The sequence below is a fragment of the Streptococcus parasanguinis CC87K genome, from assembly GCF_000507765.1.
Lineage (GTDB): Bacteria > Bacillota > Bacilli > Lactobacillales > Streptococcaceae > Streptococcus > Streptococcus parasanguinis_J.
Map to the genome: position 1 here is coordinate 1 of NZ_KI669401.1, position 19,501 is coordinate 19,501.

The window sequence follows — 19,501 nt, forward strand, 5'->3', positions numbered from 1 at the left end:
GCTTTAGATCGGGAAGTAGCTCAGCTTGGTAGAGTACTTGGTTTGGGACCAAGGTGTCGCAGGTTCGAATCCTGTCTTCCCGATAGTGTATCGAAAAAGTCTAATGGTTGTCATTAGACTTTTTTTGTAGTTATTTTTTTATTAATTTACAAGAAAAAAGAGCTTGCGCTCTTTCCAACTTTATTTATTTCGCAGTTCAACATAACGGTTATACCAAATTTTGATATATTCCTCAGAAAAGGGTCCTTTGTTTTGGTTTATCCAATCTACTAGAACCTTAACATTTTCCTTTAAAATAAAGTCGATGTCATCTGAATAGTGCATTTTTTCTTTATGCTGTTCATATTCTTCAACATCTAACAATTTTTTTTCACCATTGGTAAAGACTTTGACATCGAGATCATAGTCGATATATTTTAAGGCTTCTTGGTCAATGTGAAAAGGACTTGCTAGGTTACAGTAGTAAGACACACCATTGTCACGGATCATGGCGATGATGTTAAACCAATATTTTTTATGGAAATATACGATCGCTGGTTCACGTGTAATCCAACGTCTACCATCACTTTCAGTAACTAGTGTATGATCATTTACTCCAATAATTGCATTTTCGGTTATCTTTAATACCATGGTGTCACGCCATGTTCGGTGTAAACTGCCATCATGTTTATAACTTTGAATTGTAATAAAGTCGCCTTCTTTAGGTAGTTTCATAACTTACCAACTTTCTACAATCTAAGTATATCCTCTATATTGTATCATATTTTTTCAAATTTTTTCTTATTTTTCTATTTAATTTTCAATTTGGTTTATGAATCTAAGTATTCTCTTATGGCTGACGTTATATCACTATAGTCGTAGCCTTTTCTGGCTAGTGCCTGAGTCAAGCGTTGTTTGAGGTCATAGCCTTCATATTTTTTACTGTATTTACGGTATTGTTTTTCTAACTCTTTTAGAATGAGCTCATTGGTTGTTTCTTCATCTGTTTCGAGCTCGAGATTTTGGAATGCTATCTTTGCTTGATTGTAAGCAAAACCTTTTGAAATGAGTGCTTGGATGATTTTCGTTTCAATGGCTTTTAACGGATATTTTCCTTGGTATTTTTTTAGGAGTTTTATTGCGGTACGGTCGATCACTTCTGAAAAATCATAGTCTGCAAGAATTTCTTGAAGGATAGATTTTGGGACCCCTTTTTGTTGAATTTTTTGTTGTAATAAGAGAGGGCCCTTATCGCCACTGAGAAGGTTGGCCTCTATCATGTTTCTTGCATATTGACGATCATCTAACCACTTGTCTTCTTTTAGGTGTTGGACCACTTTATCAATAATGCCACTTTCAATCTCATACTTTGTCAGGTAGTCTCTGACTTCTTTTGTTGTCCGAGCTTTAAAAGAAAGATGGTAAAGGGCCAGGTTTTTACCATAGGAGTATTGAGCAAACTCTTGGATTTCCTTTAGTTCTTCTTCACTAATTTCTTTATCTTTGGAAAGGAAATATTTGACGATGGTGTCTTCTGTAATATAAAGTTTTTGATCATTGTCTAATTCCAGGAGGTAGAGTCTTTTTTTCTTTTCTAGTTTTGTAATTTTCATGTTTTTATTATACCGAAAAATGTGTTAAGATAGGGATATGAACGTTAAAGTAAAACAAAAAATTCCTTTGAAAATTAAACGAATGGGAATTAACGGAGAAGGGATTGGCTTTTATAAAAAAACACTTGTCTTTGTGCCAGGCGCTTTGAAGGGAGAAGATATCTTCTGTCAAATTACAAGTGTCAAGAAAAATTTTGCGGAAGCCAAACTCCTATCTGTGAATAAGGCGTCTAAGTTTCGTGTGACGCCCATGTGTGATATCTATGAGACCTGTGGTGGCTGTCAAATCATGCATTTGAAGTATGATAAGCAGCTGGAGTTTAAGACAGATTTATTACAACAGGCCTTGAAGAAGTTCTCACCTGAAGGATTTGAACAGTATGATATTCGGCCGACAATCGGAATGCAGGAGCCTCTTTACTATCGTGCAAAATTGCAATTTCAAACTAGGAAATTCAAGGGCCAGGTGAAGGCGGGCCTCTATGCTCAAAATTCACATTATTTGGTGGAATTAAAGGATTGTTTGGTTCAAGACCCGGTTATTCAAGCTATCGCCAACGATCTAACGGATTTATTGACCTATTATCAGATTCCGATTGCTGATGAGCGTAAAGAACTGGGTGTCAGAACCATGATGGTTCGACGGGCGCGGAAGTCTGGTCAAGTTCAGATCATTGTGGTCACTAGTCGTCAGGTTAATCTAAACAATTTGGTGCAAGACTTGGTCACGAAACACCCTGAGATTGTCACAGTTGCTGTTAACAAAAATACGTCTCGTTCCAGTGAGATTTATGGTGAACAAACGCAGATTATTTGGGGAGAAGAGGCCATTTTGGAAGGTGTTTTGGATTATGAATTCTCCCTATCTCCTCGAGCCTTTTACCAGTTGAATCCGGAACAAACTGAAGTATTGTATAGTGAGGCGGTCAAGGCTCTAGATGTTTCTTCAGAGGATCATCTAATTGATGCCTACTGTGGGGTTGGAACGATTGGGTTTGCTTTTGCTAATAGAGTGAAAAGTGTTCGGGGGATGGATATCATTCCTGAAGCGATTGAAGATGCCAAATACAATGCTAAACGGATGGGATTTGAGAATACCCACTATGAGGCTGGTACAGCCGAAGAGATCATTCCTCGCTGGTACCAAGAAGGCTATCGGGCTAATGCTGTGATCGTGGATCCACCTCGTACGGGCTTGGGTACAAAATTAATCGAGACCTTGTTGCAGTATGCACCTGAAAAGATGGTCTATGTCTCTTGTAATGTCTCTACTTTGGCACGGGATCTAGTAGCTTTGACGAAGGTTTATCAGGTTGAATACATTCAATCAGTGGATATGTTTCCCCATACTGCACGGACAGAAGCAGTTGTGAAATTAGTGAAGAAGTGAAAGAAGAAGAATGGATATTTGGGAAAAACTTTATCTTGAGGCGAAAGCTCTTTATGCGCCTCAAGAGGTTTCAGATTTTGTCTATGCTCGACATGTGGTTGCTGCTGTTGAGGCTGCAGATGGTCAGATTTTTACGGGCTTTTGTATGGAAGGAACCTGTGGCGTCTTTCATTTATGTGCCGAACGAGCAGCACTCTTCAACATGTATCAACAATCAGGCCAGACCAAGGTCAAGCGCATTATTGCTTTTCGAGACAAGCCTCCTTATGGAGAAGGCTCAGGGATGCCTTGTGGAGCCTGTCGTGAATTTCTCCTTGAGCTAAATGCAGAGAATCGTCATCTAGAATTTATGGTGGATTATGAGAGCCGCAAGACCATTACTTTAGGTGAATTGATGCCTCTTTGGTGGGGCGAAGAACGGGCTCGTCAGAGAGAAAAAAGGGAATAAGTAGAGGAAATAAATAAATGGACAATGTTATTGATGTATCAATTCCAGTTGCTCAAGTTATTGATCAACATCCGGAAGTATTGGATTTGTTGGTGGAGTTGGGCTTTAAACCCTTAGCCAATCCGATCATGCGCAATACAGTTGGGCGCAAGGTTTCCTTGAAACAAGGATCAAAATTAGAAGGTACTCCTATGGAGAAGATTGTGAGAACACTAGAGGCTAATGGCTATGAAGTAGTGGGGCTAGACCAATGAGTGATGAACGAATTCACGTCTTAAGAGATATCTTATTAGAGCTTCATCATGGAGCTTCTCCTGAGTCTGTTCAGGAGCGCTTTGATGCGACCTTTGCAGGGGTTTCTGCGATTGAGATCTCTCTTATGGAGCATGAACTAATGAATTCAGATGCAGGTGTTACTTTTGAAGATGTGATGGAGCTTTGTGATGTCCATGCCAATCTCTTTAAGAATGCTGTTCAAGGGGTCGAAGTAGCAGATACCGACCATCCAGGTCATCCGGTTCAAATCTTTAAACAGGAGAACTTAGCCCTTCGTGCAGCTATGATGCGGGTACGCCGCTTGCTAGATAATTATGAGACGACTGAGGATCCTGAGATGATTCAGGAGATTCATAAGGGCTTGTTACGTCAGCTGGGCTTGGTGGGTCAATTTGACCGGCATTACCGTCGTAAGGAAGAGTTGATGTTTCCGATTATGGAAAAATATGGGCATGATTCCCCGCCAAAAGTGATGTGGGGAGTGGATGACCAGATTCGGGAACTCTTTGCGAAAGTTTTGGATGCGGCCAAGAAATTACCGGATTCTAGTATCTTAGAAGTCAAAGAGCTCTTTGAAGCCTTTGCGCAAGAGTTTGAGGGCATGATCTTCAAGGAAGAGTCGATCCTCTTGATGATTTTGCTGGAGGCCTTTACCCAGGATGACTGGCTCTCCATTGCAGAAGAAAGTGATGCTTATGGTTATGCCATTATTCTCCCAAGTGAGAAATGGGTGCCGAAACGCGTGGACTTCAAGGAGGAAGCGTCTGAAGAGTCAGAAGGTTCAACTGAATCGATTCCTTCTTTAAAAGGCGATGAGCACCGTCAGGTCATTGAGACTCCTGAGGGGCAGTTGACGATTACTTTCACGCCTAAGAAAAAAGAAGAGAGCTTCGATCGCAAGCAACCTCAACCGTTTGGTAATGGCTATTTGTCAGTGGAGCAAGCGAATTTAATCTTGAACCAGTTACCAATGGAGATCACCTTTGTCAATAAGGATGATATTTTCCAATATTACAATGATGCTGCGCCTTTTGAGGAAATGATTTTTAAGAGGACGCCATCGCAGGTAGGACGCAATGTTGAGCTGTGTCACCCACCGAAATATTTGGATAAGGTCAAAGCCATCATGCAAGGGCTTCGTGAAGGGAAAAAAGACAAGTATGAAATGTGGTTCAAATCAGAATCGCGTGGGAAATTTGTCCATGTCACCTATGCAGCAGTGCGTGATGAAGCTGGAGACTTTCAAGGTGTCTTGGAATATGTTCAGGACATTCAACCTTATCGGGAGATCGATACGGATTTTTATAGAGGAATGGAGTAAAGATGAGTTACGAAACAGAGTTTATGAAGGAGTTTGAGGAGTGGATCAAGACCCAGGTCATGATCAATGAAATGGCTCTCGAAGAGAGTAAGAAGGTTTTTGATGAAGACCAGGATGAGCGAGCTAAAATCGCGATGATTCGCTATGAAAGCCGTTTGGATGCTTATCAGTTCTTGCAAGGGAAGTTTGAAAATTTCCATGCTGGAAAAGGATTTCATGATTTACCAGATGGCCTCTTTGGTGAAAGAAAATATTAAAAATACCTTATTGAAGGCGTTTAACTAGCTAGATTTACCTGAAAATTGAGCAATGACTTGATTTTTTAGGGGATTGTGATACAATAAAAAAGTTGAAATGACATCAACGGATTTTTGAATGGAATGATAGTGATGAAACCTTGTTGCCTTAGGAATTGATCACTGAATTTAGGAGGAAAAATGGCAAAGAAGAACGTAAACCGTGCGAAACAATACAAACATCAAAATAGACATCTTTTGAAAAAAGCTGTCGCAACTGTAACTGCAGCTGTGAAAGAAGCACCTAAAAAGGTTGAGAAAGCTACAAAAGCAGTGGCGAAAGAAGTGAAACAAGCAGCTTCTTCAGTGGAAGAATTTGCTGCAAGTTTGGAAGGTGTGGCACTTGATCGTGCGCAAACATTCTATGATGAAGGTATTCGCTCTGTTGCGGACTTCGCAAACTGGACAGAAAAAGAACTCCTTGCTTTGAAAGGAATCGGTCCAGCTACAATCAAGAAATTGAAAGAACTAGGCGTTAAATTTAAATAATCGCTTTTATGATTTCTTGCTATTTCCAGGAAAACTTGCTAAAATGAACCTGTTAGAGGTGTTTTGAGTCCCACATTTTACAGAAAGTGGCGGTGCTGAGAAGTCCACAAATGTGTCAAAACTGGTTGCTAATGGATGAAAATGAAATAAGTAAAGTTGCGGGCATTGCCCGAAATTGGGTGGTACCGCGGATCAACACATTCGTCCCTGTCAGATTAATGACAGGGACGATTTTTTGTAGAATGCGAGGGAGAAGAATGACAAGAGCTGAACTTCCAGAAAAAATCGAAACGGAGCGACTGGTCTTGCGAGTCCGAACAGTGGCGGATGCTGAGGATATCTTTGACTATGCCAGTTGTCTAGAAGTCTCTTACCCAGCAGGCTTTCCACCCGTCAAGACCTTGGAAGATGAGATTTATTACCTAGAACATATCCTTCCCGAGCGTAATCAAAAGGATAATCTCCCAGCAGGCTACGGAATTATCGTTAAAGGAACCGATACCATCATTGGCTCTGTTGACTTCAACCATCGCCACGAAGACGATGTGCTGGAGATTGGCTATACCTTGCACCCAGACTATTGGGGTCGAGGTTATGTTCCAGAAGCAGCGCGTGCCTTGATTGATTTAGCTTTTAAAGAATTGAACCTACACAAGATTGAATTGTCTTGCTTTGGTTACAACCTTCAAAGTCAACGAGTCGCCGAGAAGCTTGGTTTCACCCTTGAAGCTCGCATAAGGGATCGCAAAGATGCCCAAGGCAATCGCTGTGATGATTTGAGATATGGCTTGCTAAAGAGTGAGTGGGAAGCTCAAAGCCAACATTAAAATAGAAATAACTAGAAAGGACACACACATGTCTAAAGAACTTTCACCTAAATACAATCCAGCCGAGGTTGAGGCTGGTCGTTACCAAAAATGGCTTGACGCGGATGTTTTCAAGCCTTCAGGCGATCAAAAGGCGAAGCCTTATTCAATCGTGATTCCACCTCCAAACGTAACTGGGAAACTCCACCTTGGTCACGCTTGGGATACAACCTTACAGGATATCATCATCCGTCAAAAACGCATGCAAGGTTTTGATACGCTTTGGCTTCCAGGGATGGACCATGCTGGGATTGCCACTCAGGCTAAGGTTGAGGAGCGCTTGCGTGATGAGGGCATTACGCGTTATGACCTGGGTCGTGAGAAATTCCTCGACAAAGTCTGGGAATGGAAAGACGAATATGCCACTACCATCAAGGAACAATGGGGCAAGATGGGGCTCTCTGTAGACTACTCTCGTGAGCGTTTCACTCTTGACGAAGGTTTGTCAAAAGCCGTTCGCAAGGTCTTTGTGGACCTTTACAAGAAAGGCTGGATCTACCGTGGTGAGTTTATCATCAACTGGGACCCAGCAGCTCGCACAGCCCTTTCTGATATCGAAGTGATCCACAAGGACGTCGAAGGTGCCTTCTACCACATGAACTACATGCTAGAAGACGGCTCACGCGCCCTTGAAGTGGCGACAACTCGTCCTGAGACCATGTTTGGGGACGTTGCCGTTGCGGTCAATCCAGAAGATCCCCGCTACAGGGATTTGATTGGTCAAAACGTCATCCTTCCTATCGCTAATAAACTCATCCCAATCGTTGGGGATGAGCACGCAGATCCTGAGTTTGGTACTGGTGTCGTGAAAATCACGCCTGCCCACGATCCAAATGACTTCTTGGTTGGTCAACGTCACAACTTGCCACAAGTCAACGTCATGAACGACGACGGAACCATGAACGACTTGGCCTTCGAATTTGCAGGCATGGACCGTTTCGAAGCTCGTAAGGCAGTCGTTGCTAAGTTGGAAGAAATCGGTGCCCTCGTTAAAATCGAAAAACGTGTCCACAGTGTTGGTCACTCAGAACGTACAGGTGTTGTGGTTGAACCACGCTTGTCAACGCAATGGTTCGTCAAGATGGACCAATTGGCTAAGAACGCTATTGCCAATCAAGAAACAGACGACAAGGTAGAATTCTACCCACCTCGTTTCAACGATACCTTCCTCCAATGGATGGAAAATGTCCACGACTGGGTCATCTCACGTCAGCTCTGGTGGGGGCACCAAATCCCTGCTTGGTATAATGCTGAGGGAGAAATGTACGTCGGTGAAGAAGCTCCTGAAGGTGATGGTTGGACTCAGGACGAAGACGTCTTGGATACTTGGTTCAGTTCTGCCCTTTGGCCATTCTCTACCATGGGCTGGCCTGATGTCGATTCAGAAGATTTCAAACGTTACTTCCCAACTTCAACCTTGGTAACAGGTTACGATATCATCTTCTTCTGGGTGTCTCGTATGATCTTCCAATCATTGGAATTCACAGGACGCCAGCCATTCCAAAACGTTCTTATCCACGGTCTCATTCGTGACGAGCAAGGACGCAAGATGTCTAAATCTCTCGGTAACGGGATTGACCCAATGGATGTTATCGAGAAATATGGTGCCGATGCCCTTCGTTGGTTCCTTTCAAACGGTTCTGCACCAGGTCAAGACGTCCGCTTCTCTTACGAGAAAATGGATGCTTCATGGAACTTCATTAACAAGATCTGGAACATCTCTCGCTACATCCTCATGAACAATGAAGGTTTGACCCTTGAACAAGCAACTGCTAATGTGGAAAAAGTTGTTAACAAGGAAGCTGGAAACGTCACAGATCGCTGGATTCTCCACAACCTCAATGAAACGATCGGAAAAGTCACTGAAAACTTTGACAAGTTTGAGTTTGGTGTGGCTGGACACATCCTCTACAACTTCATCTGGGACGAGTTTGCGGACTGGTACGTTGAGTTGACCAAGGAAGTCCTTTATAGTGATAACGAAGAAGAGAAAGTCATCACACGTTCTGTTCTCCTTTATACTTTGGACAAGATCCTTCGTCTCCTTCACCCAATCATGCCTTTCGTTACAGAGGAAATCTTTGGACAAATCTCAGAAGGCTCTATCGTTACAGCGGAATACCCAACTGTTAACCCAGCCTTTGAAGACCTCGCTGCTCACACTGGTGTAGAAAGCCTTAAAGACTTGATCCGTGCTGTTCGTAATGCGCGTGCGGAAGTAAACGTAGCACCAAGCAAGCCTATCACAATTCTTGTTAAAACCAGTGATAGCGACTTGGAAACTTTCTTTAACAGCAATGTCAACTACATCAAACGCTTCACAAATCCAGAACACTTGGAAATCGCCTCAAACATCCCTGCACCTGAACTTGCTATGTCAAGCGTCATCACAGGAGCAGAAATCTACTTGCCACTCGCTGACCTCCTCAATGTCGAAGAAGAATTGGCTCGTCTCGACAAGGAACTGGCTAAATGGCAAAAAGAACTGGATATGGTAGGTAAGAAACTCTCTAACGAACGCTTCGTAGCCAATGCCAAACCAGAAGTCGTCCAAAAAGAACGCGATAAACAAGCCGACTACCAAGCGAAATACGATGCGACCGTAGCACGTATTGATGAGATGAAGAAGTTGGTGAAATAAACACAGAAACACGGCGGAATGCTGTGTTTTTTTGGTATAATAAAGTGAAATAGATTTTTGAGGAAATATTTATGGCTAAGAATACTGAAAATTATAATTTGCTTTTACATAATACAAATGATTTTGATGAGTGCTTAAAAGATGACTTTAAGGGGAGCCAGTTTCATAAGCTGGATGTAGAAAAACATAATAATTTCAAAGAAGGAAGGATATATATTGCTTCTACGGAAGAAAATACAGTAGAGTGGTTAGATACCCTAAATTTATATACTAAGGATGACTTGGAAGGGGATTTATACAAAAATAAATCTAATAAAGCTGTCTTGATGCTTAAGTTTGAGAAAAGTGATGAAAAGAAAGAATATATATTTAGTCTAGTATATGGTTATGGAAGGACTATGTTAGATGATAGATATATAGTTAAGAATTTTGGATTGAGAACAGCCATCAATCTTATTGAAGAAAGCAATATAAAGAGTTTAAACTCATTAAATATTTCCAGTGACTATATAGACATACAGAGACAAGCTCTTAGCTATGTATCTCATTCTGACTTACAGGTTAATACCAATGCAGATATTTTAAAATCTATTTCTGGTAAAGCTCCTTCTAGTAGTAATTTTTCTTCAATGAGTGGAGCGGATAATCTTCGGTTTTCTGCTAAATCAGATGTAAGTTTATCAGAATTATTGAAGGACATATTAAATGCATATAAGAGTGATAGCTATAAAGAAAAAGGTTTGGAATGGATAGACCATATTCAGACAGTTAGAGATAGCAAAATTATTGCTTCTTTAAATAAAGAGTTGATTGATCATATAAAAAATGATTCTTTAGATAATCCGGTTATTGCACCTAATAAAATCATTTCTTATCTCGACATAGAAGGTTATTTTATATCAGGTATGAATAGTAGTCATAAACTTAAGGAAAATTTTTATGACGATATCCCTTCAGATCAGTTTTGGGAGTTTCTTTCTGAAAAGATAGAAGATAAAATAATATTAGATAAATTAAAAAATTGTTCCTTATATTGTTGGACAAATGATTCTGCACAGAAAGTATCGAGTATTTATGATTCTTTATTTATAGAAATTGAACACGATAATAAAAAGTTTTTTTTAAATAATGGTGATTGGTTTAGAATAGAATCATCCTATTATTCGAAAATTACAAATAAAATTGATAGTATAAAAATATTCAGTGACCCTGTAATTCCTAGCTGTGAGATAAAATGGAGTGAAGGGGAATTTAATGAAAAATTTGTAGCATCTGCTCCTGATCGCTTTAAGCTATTTGATAAGAAAAACTTTCACTCACCGGATTATGGACATAGTAGAATTGAGCCTGCTGATATTATAACAAGAGAAAAACAATTTATTCACGTGAAAAAAGGTGGATCTTCTGCAAATCTAAGCCATTTATTTGCTCAAGGAGTTGTATCTGCTCAGTTATATAAAAATGAGATATTATTTATTAATGAAATCAATAAATTGTTTGAAGAAGGTTATTTCAAACCAGATGATGAGATTGAAGTTATATATGGAGTAATAGATAAAAGGTTTACAAAAAAAGCAAGTGAAATACTTCCATTCTTTTCAATGATTAATTTGTCTCAACACTATGATAATTTATCAAATATGGGTGTTAGATGTTGTCTTTTATTTATTGAGCAAAAAGTACCAGTATATAATAAAAAAGAAGAACAAGTATTAGACAGAGTTTTAGAGGCATTAGGTGACCACGAGAAAACAAGTAGCGAATTATTTGAATCACTGAAAGATTTTCTTATGGAAAATAAGATTGGCACAAATAATACATTTAAAAATAAATATCTTGAAAAATTTGTAAACAATGGTAATCTACAAACTAATTATGCAAGTAGAAATAGAAAATATAGAAAGCAGGTTACTACATGACAAATTCTGTAAGTTCGAACCGCTCTGAGAAGTACAACATTGCAGCCTTCTTCTCAGGTGTTGGGGGAATTGAGTTGGGATTTGAACAGACCAACGAGTTCAGAGTGGTGTATGCCAATGAATTTGATAAGTATGCGCGTCAGACTTATCGTTTAAATTATCCAAATACGCATTTGGATAGTCGTGATATTCACGCTGTTCAGCCAGAGGACATTCCATCTGAGCGCGTGGATGTGATTATGGGAGGTTTTCCTTGCCAAGCCTTTAGTATTGCGGGCTACCGTAAGGGCTTTGATGATGATCGTGGTGATCTTTTCTTCGAAATGCTTCGCATGATTGAGGGATGTAAACCTCGTGCTATCTTCATCGAAAACGTCAAGAACATGGTCGGCCATGACCATGGCAATACCTTCAAGGTTATTCGTGAAGCCTTGACGGAGAACAACTACTTCATCAAGTGGAAAGTTCTCAACGGGAAAGACTATGGGAATATCCCACAAAATCGTGAGCGGATTTACATTGTCGGCTTTGATACCAAGGAAGCCTATGACTTGTTTGAATTCCCAGAGGAAATCAAGCTGGCAACGACTTTGAGTGATGTTATTGATTTTGGTGCCAAGCCAGATGAGGCCTACTATTATCGAGAAGGCAAGCAGAATTTCTACGCTGACCTCAAGGCTAATGTGACCAGTCAAGATACGGTCTACCAGTGGCGTCGTCAATATGTCCGTGAAAATAAAAATGGCGTTGTTCCAACCTTAACAGCCAATATGGGAACAGGTGGGCACAATGTTCCTCTGATCCTGACCGATAGTGGGGAGATTCGTAAGTTAACACCGAAGGAAACCTTCAATGTACAAGGTTATCCAAAGACCTTCAAGTTGCCTGAGGGTGTTTCCAATGGTCAACTCTACAAACAAGCTGGAAATAGTGTGGTTGTGCCTGTGATTAAACGCATTGCAGAGCGGATTGCTTTTGCTCTTAATGAGAGCAATGGGCCGTCTCAACTGGGTCGCTCAGGAAAATTCGCCATTATCTATACCAAGATGAATGGCCAGTTTGAGGGACAGTCTTATGTGAAAGATTTTGTCTCCACTTATGAGGAAGCAGAGAAGAAGGTTGCCTCTTATGAGGATGGTCTTGCCATTTTATCAGATGAAGATTATTTCAGATTGGTAAAAAAACGTGGAAATTTTGAATTTTATAGCATTATTTAACGAATTATATAAGTAAGAGGACTAGTGAAAATCTAGTCTTCTTTTGATATACTTAAATAAGAAGTGAGGATTGAATGATGTGGGAACACCTAAAACAAGAACAGAAAGAGAAATACAAGACTCTCATTACCAACTTTGCTAGTCTGAGTGAGGCCTTTTCTCAAAAAGCAGAAGGTGAAGATTCTGATGATCGTGAGAGCTATGTTGCTCCGATAGTCAATTCAAAATTCCAAGAGACTGTTTTCCAAAAGGCTTTTCATGCGGTTGGTGAGGATATTGCCAATACCTCTTATGATGCTTCAGTTGTCGTTGATGAGCAACATAAGTATTTGGTTGGGATTAAATCCTTTGGTATGGACTCAGGAGATCAAAAGATTGCTCAGTTCAAGAAAAATTCACAGTATTGGAACGAGCTGTTGAGTGAAATTCAATTTCATGCTGAGATTTCACCAGACAAGGAAACGGCTGATAAAGAAAATCGTGCTCGCTATGAAATACTGGCTAGGGAGATTGCGTCTTTACGAAATCAACGGATTGAATCCTCAAAAGCTCTCATTAAGGGATTTCATTCTGATGCTAGTCATGTGGAAGCCGTCTATCATGTCTTGATGCCGACTTCGAAAGGACACAAGCCTCAGATCCATGTAGGAGAGACGACTTATCTGCCGGTTGACCTAGATAATCTCAAAATTCTAGGCTCAACGACTAAGAACAATCCGACAAATTTCCGTTTTACGGACGGCCAGCATGACTACAAGTACACGGCCGCAGATAGTCAGCTCCATATGACCTTTAGGAATAAGGAGATTGTGGTTGATACTTGGGATGTGAATTATGTCGAAGATCCCTTTTATCTCTTTGAACACCTTCACTTATTGACCTCAGAAAAAAGTGATTCGGAGATTCTTGAGACGGTGTCGTGGGTGATCACAGATAAGCGTGGAAATGTAGAAGAAAATTCTGGCTTTAATGCTTTTAATGGTGGATCAAAGTTGGCCAAGAAGGAGCGCTTGCCACGGATTTTAAAGATTCAGGACAAATTTAAAGATAGCCTCGCTCCAGAAGAACTAGCTTTTGTGACCTTCTCTTTAGAAGAAATTCTCTTGAAAAAGTGGTCTACCAAGGAAGAAAAAGCCCAGATGAAGGCTATTCGCGAGGACTTGATTCGTTTTGTACACGAGACGGGGAATGAAAAACTAATCAAAGAAATTGAACAGCTGGTGTATCGTCCAGTCAGTGAAGTGTATATTCCTCTTCCAGACTCCAAACATTTTCATGAGGAGCGTCCGGACTTTTTTGGTAAAGATATTGGAAGGTTTGAGCCAGGTACAAGTAAACTTGTACTCCCAAAAGAAGAACGGACCTTTAAGCTACGATTTTTATCATCAGGTGATGTGATTACGGCCTATATCAACCAAGAAGCTGGGAAGGCCATTCAATCAACTGATAAGCAAGAAATCCTTGGAAATTGGATTCTTCGTGGGGTCTTTCAGTTAAAAGACAGAGAGATCTTAACGGGTAAGAAATTATCTCAGTTAGAAATCAATGGTATCCGTCTTACTAAATTCAAAAACGGTGAAATCGGCATTGATTTCATCTGGATCGATGTGGACAATCCTCCTGCAGACGCGATTGGTTGGGTTGTGAAATAGAGAGTAATAAACTATTCATAGAACTACAAAAACACCACCTCCTAGTCTTTAGGGGGTGGTGTCATGCTTTAGACCATTTTCCAGAAATAATCAATGATATAGGTAAGGCCGTAGGTGTAGATGACCAGGGTGATGGGTTTGCAGAGGATGATGATGGTCATGTAGCGTTTGAAGGTCATCTTAGTCAGACCTGCCAGCATACAGATGAAGTCGGCAGGACTAACTGGCCAGATCATCATGAAGATAAAGAAGCGATCGAATCGCTTGCCTTCATTGAGCCAGCCAATGTACTTGTCATAAGTCTTCTGACTGACCATGGATTGGACGAACTTAGGTCCGTACATTCTCGCGAGGTGGAAGATAATGGCACAGCCAATCACAATGCCAATGTAATTGTAGATGGTCCCGATGATGTGGCCATAGATAAAGACACCAGCGACAGATGTCAGAGCGCCAGGAATAATAGGCACCACTGTCTGGAGGATCTGAAGAAAGATAAAGAGAGGTGGTCCGAAAATTCCAGCTTGGAGAATAAAAGCTGACAAGGTTTCTTTGGATTGAAGGATTCCAGAAAAGTAGGCCCAGATACAAAAGGCCAAGGTCCCAAGAGCTCCAATGATGGACGACCAATTAATGATGCGCTGGAGAAGAGGAGAGACCTCTTTTAAGCTTGTTTGTTTCATAAAAAATTCCGAGTTCTTTTTCTTCTACTATATCATGTTTTTGGAACTTTGTAAGGATTTTGTCTATTTTTTGAGCAGTGAAATTGACCTGATAGGAGTCTGTCGTTGTTTTAGTCGTGAAGCGAGTGCAAAATGGGTCTTTTTATGCTACAATGAAAGGAGTATAAAAAATGGAGAAAAACGTGTCAATCGAAAATTACAAACCAGATTTTGCGGTAGAAGCAGCCTATGATCTCACCGTTACAGACTTGAAAAAACAGGGTATCAAGGCGGTCCTTGTGGATTTGGATAATACCTTGATTGCTTGGAATAATCCGGATGGGACTCCTGAAATGCGCCAGTGGTTGCATGACCTTCGTGATGGAGGGATTCGGGTTATCGTGGTGTCTAATAATAGTCCCAAACGGGTCAAGCGCGCTGTTGAGCAATTTGATATTGACTATGAAGCCTGGTCGCTCAAGCCCTTTACTTTTGGGATTGATCGGGCCCTCAAACGTTTCCACTATGAGAAAAATGAAGTGGTCATGGTGGGTGATCAATTGATGACCGACATTCGAGCAGCTCATCGGGCGGGTATTCGTTCGATTTTGGTCAAGCCTTTGGTCGAGCATGACTCTATCAAGACCCAGATCAACCGGGCGCGTGAACGTCGTGTCATGAAGCAAATGGCCGAAAAATATGGTCCGATTGTATACAAAAAAGGAATTTAAGAATGGAAGAATTATTCTGTATTGGCTGTGGAGCCCCCATTCAGACAGAAAACAAAGAGGGACTAGGCTATACTCCCCAATCAGCTCTTGAAAAGGGCTTGGAAACAGGCGAAGTCTATTGCCAACGCTGTTTCCGTCTGCGTCACTACAATGAAATCACTGATGTGCATCTGACAGATGATGATTTCCTGAAATTGCTACACGAGGTAGGAGATAGCGACGCTCTCGTGGTCAATGTAGTCGATATTTTTGACTTTAATGGATCTGTCATTCCTGGCTTACCGCGCTTTGTAGCAGGAAATGATGTCCTCTTGGTCGGGAACAAAAAAGACATCTTGCCTAAGTCTGTCAAGGATAGCAAGGTGACCCATTGGTTGATGGAGCGGGCCCACGAAGAAGGGATGCGTCCTGTCGATGTGGTCCTCACCTCTGCTCAAAACAAGAGTGCGATCAAGGACTTGATGGAAAAGATTGAGCAGTACCGCAAGGGACGTGATGTCTATGTGGTGGGGGTGACTAACGTTGGGAAATCGACCCTCATCAATGCGATTATCCAAGAAATCACTGGGGATAAGGATATCATCACGACTTCTCGCTTCCCAGGAACGACACTGGACAAGATCGAAATTCCATTGGACGATGGGTCCTACATCTATGATACACCAGGGATTATCCATCGCCACCAGATGGCTCATTACTTGACAGCAAAAAATCTCAAGTATGTCAGCCCTAAAAAGGAAATCAAGCCCAAGACTTATCAGCTCAATCCAGAGCAAACCCTTTTCTTGGGTGGCTTGGGACGTTTTGACTTTATCAAGGGAGAAAAGCAAGGTTTCACTGCCTTCTTTGACAACGAACTCAAGCTTCACCGAACCAAGCTAGAAGGAGCGACGGCCTTTTATGAAAAGCATGTCGGTGGCTTACTAACTCCACCTAACAGCAAGGAAAAAGAAGAGTTCCCATCCTTGGTTTCTCATGAGTTTACCATCAAGGACAAGACAGACCTGGTCATCTCAGGACTCGGCTGGATCCGCGTCAATGGAGAAGCCAAAGTAGCCGTCTGGGCGCCAGAAGGCGTCGCCGTCGTTACCCGCAAAGCTATTATTTAAAAATTTGTAATAGAATGAATTGAAGAGCGCACGAAGTGAGCTCATAAAGAGATCGTTATTGCTGTGGTGTAGTTGTCAATCGTGAGATTGGCAAGGGCAAAATGGAGACCAAGGCTCCATTTTGAGGTGAGGAAATCCATTTTTCAAAGATGAGATCTTTGAAAAATTAGTTCCGGCCGTCCCCACCACTGAAAATAACGATCAAAAAAAGGAAGTAAGAATATGACATTAACATCCAAACAACGGGCTTTCCTCAACAGCCAAGCCCACAGCCTCAAGCCCATTATCCAAATCGGGAAGAATGGGCTCAATGACCAAATCAAAACCAGTGTGCGCCAAGCGCTTGATGCGCGCGAACTGATCAAAGTGACCCTTCTTCAAAATACGGATGAGAATATCCATGAAGTAGCCGAAATCTTGGAAGAGGAAATCGGTGTGGAAACGGTCCAAAAGATTGGTCGGATTCTCATCTTGTTTAAACAATCGAGCAAAAAAGAAAATCGTAAAATTTCAGCGAAGGTAAAAGAAATTTAGGACATCGAGGAGAGCAAACCTATGGCAATTGAACTATTGACTCCCTTTACCAAGGTAGAGTTAGAGCCAGAGATCAAAGACAAGAAACGCAAACAAGTTGGTATTTTGGGTGGAAATTTCAATCCGGTCCACAATGCCCATTTGGTCGTTGCGGATCAAGTGCGCCAACAATTAGGATTAGATAAGGTGCTCTTGATGCCTGAGTATGAGCCACCGCATGTCGATGCCAAGGGGACGATTGCAGAGCACCATCGCCTTAAGATGCTGGAATTAGCCATTGAAGGCATTGAAGGTCTGGAGATCGAGACGATTGAACTCGAGCGGAAAGGGATTTCCTATACCTACGACACCATGCTCTTGCTCAATGAACGGGATCCAGACACAGATTATTACTTCATCATTGGTGCAGATATGGTGGATTATTTACCAAAATGGCACCGCATCGATGAATTGGTGGAGATTGTGCAATTTGTCGGGGTACAGCGACCACGCTATAAGGCAGGGACTTCTTATCCGGTGATCTGGGTGGATGTTCCTCTCATGGACATCTCCTCTAGTATGGTGCGTGATTTTGTAGCCAAGGATCGGACGCCGAATTTTATGTTGCCAAAACCAGTCTTGGACTACATCAAGAAAGAAGGATTGTATCAATGACCTATGAAAACTATCTAGGCTTTTCTCGTGAGGTCTTGCTTGAAAAAATGCGCCAAATCCTGCCAGAAAAGCGGCTTACTCACTGTTTAGGGGTTGAGAAGGCTGCGCGTGACTTGGCCAAACGCTATGGGGCTGACGAAGAGCAGGCTGGCCTAGCAGGTTTGTTACATGACTACGCCAAGAAATTATCGGATCAGGAATTTCTGGACTTGATCGATCGCTATGAGCTGGATCCAGCATTAAAAAACTGGGGTAACAATGTCTGGCATGGGATGGTCGGGATTTACAAGATCCAAGAAGACCTCGGACTGACAGATCCAGCCATTCTTCGCAGTATTGAGATTCACACCGTGGGGAGTGATCAGATGTCAACCTTAGACAAGATTGTCTATGTGGCTGATTACATTGAGCACAACCGGGCCTTTCCAGGGGTAGAGCAAGCACGTGATATCGCTCAAGTTTCTTTGGATCGTGCCGTGGCCTATGAGACGGCTCGCACGGTCGAACACCTAGCCCACCAAGGATTGCCCATTTATCCCCAAACACTTGAAACCTATAACGTCTTTGTGAAGTATTTGAAAGAGGAGCAGTGAGTGAAGACAGCTTTTATCATTATTGATGTACAAAATATCCTAGTTGAAACAGGCTTTGAGACAGAAAAGCTCTTAGAGAAGATCGCTTATTTGCAAGAGCAGGCTAGAAAACAGCAGATTGAAATCATCTACATGCAGCATATTGAAACGCCAGAGGCTTTTACCTCGGAAGATTGGCAATTATCGCCCCTGTTGAAGAGGCAGGCAGATGAGAAGGTGTTTCAGAAGCGATACAATAGCATATTTAAAGAGACAGGATTAAAAGAATACTTGGATCAACAAGGGATTGAACAACTGGTCCTGTGTGGTATGCAGACAGAATATTGTGTCGATACATCCGTCAAAGTGGGGTTTGAATACGGCTACAAGCTGGTCATTCCAGAAGGAGCTGTCACAACCTTTGATGGAGAGGATATTCCGGCAGAAACGCTTAATGAATTTTATGAAAATATTTGGGCAGAACGTTTTGCGGATGTCTTAGATTACAAATCAATTTTTTAAGGAAAGAGGATTACATGAAAGAAAAAGAACTACTTGAATTAGTTGTCAAAGCAGCAGATGAAAAGCGTGCAGAAGACATTGTGGCTTTGGATGTTCAAAGCTTGACCAGCGTGACAGACTACTTTGTCATCGCAAGCTCTATGAACAGCCGCCAATTGGAGGCGATCGCTGAAAATATTCGCGAGAAGGTCGTTGAAGCTGGTGGCAATGCCAGTCACGTCGAAGGTGATTCAGCTGGAGGTTGGGTCCTTCTTGACTTAGGTGGTGTGGTGGTCCATGTCTTCTCACAGGAAATGCGTGCCCACTATAACCTAGAAAAGCTATGGCACGAAGCAAGTGCTGTCGATCTTTCAGCAGCCTTAGCATAAGCAGGTAAACTCAGTTGGCAGCAACTGAGTTTTGTTGGTTAAATTGAAATTCTATGGAAAGAAAGGATGGGGCCTCGTGTTTGGTTGTTTTCTTAATTTAACACGAGCTAAAAGCTGTGAGAAAAAGAGTAACTTCCTTTGTATCTGAGGATACGGCAGAAAGTTTCCTATTTTCTCTTTGCTTTTAAGGCTCTTTGTATCTTAGAAAGGATTTGAACCCGTCCTGTAATCCTCGGAAAATA

General features: G+C 41.6%; 21 protein-coding genes and 1 tRNA gene. 19 read left to right on the top strand and 3 right to left on the bottom strand.

What is annotated here, in order from left to right:
• The first annotated feature begins 9 nt into the window (after window positions 1-9).
• Window positions 10-83: transfer RNA gene (locus HMPREF1195_RS00005), tRNA-Pro, on the top strand.
• A gap of 97 nt (window positions 84-180) precedes the next feature.
• Here the strand turns inward: HMPREF1195_RS00005 and ntdP are convergent.
• On the bottom strand, window positions 181-714 hold the full coding sequence (gene ntdP, locus HMPREF1195_RS00010) for a nucleoside tri-diphosphate phosphatase (RefSeq protein WP_003005798.1): 534 nt from the start codon (window positions 712-714) through the stop codon (window positions 181-183).
• Between the two features lie 95 nt (window positions 715-809).
• Window positions 810-1,592 carry a recombination regulator RecX gene (gene recX / locus HMPREF1195_RS00015; protein ID WP_023917371.1) on the bottom strand — a complete coding sequence of 261 codons (783 nt, stop codon included), beginning with the start codon at window positions 1,590-1,592 and terminating at the stop codon, window positions 810-812.
• Between the two features lie 37 nt (window positions 1,593-1,629).
• Between recX and rlmD the strand changes: the two genes are divergently transcribed.
• The 11 genes from rlmD to HMPREF1195_RS00070 all read left to right on the top strand — a co-directional run bounded on the left by rlmD (window position 1,630) and on the right by HMPREF1195_RS00070 (window position 14,107).
• The gene (rlmD, locus tag HMPREF1195_RS00020) at window positions 1,630-2,982 is read left to right on the top strand and encodes a 23S rRNA (uracil(1939)-C(5))-methyltransferase RlmD (RefSeq protein WP_023917373.1); all 1,353 of its coding nucleotides are present in this window, start codon (window positions 1,630-1,632) and stop codon (window positions 2,980-2,982) included.
• Window positions 2,983-2,992: 10 nt separating this feature from the next.
• Window positions 2,993-3,430 (top strand): cytidine deaminase family protein, encoded by a 438-nt coding sequence (locus tag HMPREF1195_RS00025; protein ID WP_023917375.1) that lies wholly within the window; start codon window positions 2,993-2,995, stop codon window positions 3,428-3,430.
• Window positions 3,431-3,447: 17 nt separating this feature from the next.
• Window positions 3,448-3,684 (top strand): DUF1858 domain-containing protein, encoded by a 237-nt coding sequence (locus HMPREF1195_RS00030; RefSeq protein WP_003014300.1) that lies wholly within the window; start codon window positions 3,448-3,450, stop codon window positions 3,682-3,684.
• Window positions 3,681-5,027, top strand: coding sequence for a DUF438 domain-containing protein (locus HMPREF1195_RS00035; protein WP_023917377.1), 1,347 nt, complete (start codon window positions 3,681-3,683; stop codon window positions 5,025-5,027). The genes HMPREF1195_RS00030 and HMPREF1195_RS00035 overlap by 4 nt, the downstream gene beginning before the upstream one ends.
• 2 nt (window positions 5,028-5,029) lie before the next feature.
• Window positions 5,030-5,284 carry a DUF1912 family protein gene (locus tag HMPREF1195_RS00040; RefSeq protein WP_013903179.1) on the top strand — a complete coding sequence of 85 codons (255 nt, stop codon included), beginning with the start codon at window positions 5,030-5,032 and terminating at the stop codon, window positions 5,282-5,284.
• A 180-nt stretch (window positions 5,285-5,464) separates the two neighbouring features.
• Window positions 5,465-5,812, top strand: coding sequence for a helix-hairpin-helix domain-containing protein (locus HMPREF1195_RS00045; RefSeq protein WP_003011968.1), 348 nt, complete (start codon window positions 5,465-5,467; stop codon window positions 5,810-5,812).
• A gap of 257 nt (window positions 5,813-6,069) precedes the next feature.
• Window positions 6,070-6,639 (top strand): GNAT family N-acetyltransferase, encoded by a 570-nt coding sequence (locus HMPREF1195_RS00050; RefSeq protein ID WP_023917379.1) that lies wholly within the window; start codon window positions 6,070-6,072, stop codon window positions 6,637-6,639.
• A 28-nt stretch (window positions 6,640-6,667) separates the two neighbouring features.
• On the top strand, window positions 6,668-9,319 hold the full coding sequence (locus tag HMPREF1195_RS00055; protein ID WP_023917381.1) for a valine--tRNA ligase: 2,652 nt from the start codon (window positions 6,668-6,670) through the stop codon (window positions 9,317-9,319).
• 71 nt (window positions 9,320-9,390) lie between these two features.
• Entirely contained in the window at window positions 9,391-11,238 is a 1,848-nt protein-coding gene (locus HMPREF1195_RS10540; protein ID WP_023917383.1) for a DUF6119 family protein, read from the top strand.
• Complete coding sequence (gene dcm, locus HMPREF1195_RS00065; protein WP_023917385.1) at window positions 11,235-12,455, top strand: DNA cytosine methyltransferase; 1,221 nt, start codon at window positions 11,235-11,237, stop codon at window positions 12,453-12,455. Before HMPREF1195_RS10540 ends, dcm begins: the two co-directional genes overlap by 4 nt.
• Before the next feature lie 77 nt (window positions 12,456-12,532).
• Complete coding sequence (locus HMPREF1195_RS00070; RefSeq protein ID WP_023917386.1) at window positions 12,533-14,107, top strand: hypothetical protein; 1,575 nt, start codon at window positions 12,533-12,535, stop codon at window positions 14,105-14,107.
• 68 nt (window positions 14,108-14,175) lie between these two features.
• Here HMPREF1195_RS00070 and HMPREF1195_RS00075 read toward each other — a convergent pair whose 3' ends face one another.
• Window positions 14,176-14,790 (bottom strand): TVP38/TMEM64 family protein, encoded by a 615-nt coding sequence (locus tag HMPREF1195_RS00075; protein WP_023917388.1) that lies wholly within the window; start codon window positions 14,788-14,790, stop codon window positions 14,176-14,178.
• Between the two features lie 182 nt (window positions 14,791-14,972).
• Here HMPREF1195_RS00075 and HMPREF1195_RS00080 point away from each other — a divergent pair, with 182 nt between their 5' ends.
• The 7 genes from HMPREF1195_RS00080 to rsfS all read left to right on the top strand — a co-directional run bounded on the left by HMPREF1195_RS00080 (window position 14,973) and on the right by rsfS (window position 19,259).
• Window positions 14,973-15,500, top strand: coding sequence for a YqeG family HAD IIIA-type phosphatase (locus tag HMPREF1195_RS00080; RefSeq protein ID WP_155246332.1), 528 nt, complete (start codon window positions 14,973-14,975; stop codon window positions 15,498-15,500).
• A gap of 2 nt (window positions 15,501-15,502) precedes the next feature.
• Entirely contained in the window at window positions 15,503-16,609 is a 1,107-nt protein-coding gene (gene yqeH / locus HMPREF1195_RS00085) for a ribosome biogenesis GTPase YqeH (protein WP_023917392.1), read from the top strand.
• Window positions 16,610-16,831: 222 nt separating this feature from the next.
• Complete coding sequence (gene yhbY, locus HMPREF1195_RS00090) at window positions 16,832-17,143, top strand: ribosome assembly RNA-binding protein YhbY (RefSeq protein WP_003005853.1); 312 nt, start codon at window positions 16,832-16,834, stop codon at window positions 17,141-17,143.
• A 21-nt stretch (window positions 17,144-17,164) separates the two neighbouring features.
• The gene (locus HMPREF1195_RS00095) at window positions 17,165-17,797 is read left to right on the top strand and encodes a nicotinate-nucleotide adenylyltransferase (protein WP_023917394.1); all 633 of its coding nucleotides are present in this window, start codon (window positions 17,165-17,167) and stop codon (window positions 17,795-17,797) included.
• Complete coding sequence (gene yqeK / locus HMPREF1195_RS00100; RefSeq protein WP_023917396.1) at window positions 17,794-18,390, top strand: bis(5'-nucleosyl)-tetraphosphatase (symmetrical) YqeK; 597 nt, start codon at window positions 17,794-17,796, stop codon at window positions 18,388-18,390. The genes HMPREF1195_RS00095 and yqeK overlap by 4 nt, the downstream gene beginning before the upstream one ends.
• Window positions 18,391-18,891: a cysteine hydrolase family protein gene (locus HMPREF1195_RS00105; RefSeq protein ID WP_023917398.1), complete on the top strand. Its 501-nt coding sequence runs from the start codon at window positions 18,391-18,393 to the stop codon at window positions 18,889-18,891.
• Window positions 18,892-18,905: 14 nt separating this feature from the next.
• A complete protein-coding gene (gene rsfS / locus HMPREF1195_RS00110) occupies window positions 18,906-19,259 on the top strand; it encodes a ribosome silencing factor (RefSeq protein ID WP_023917399.1) in 354 nt (117 codons plus the stop codon).
• Window positions 19,260-19,501 lie beyond the last annotated feature (242 nt).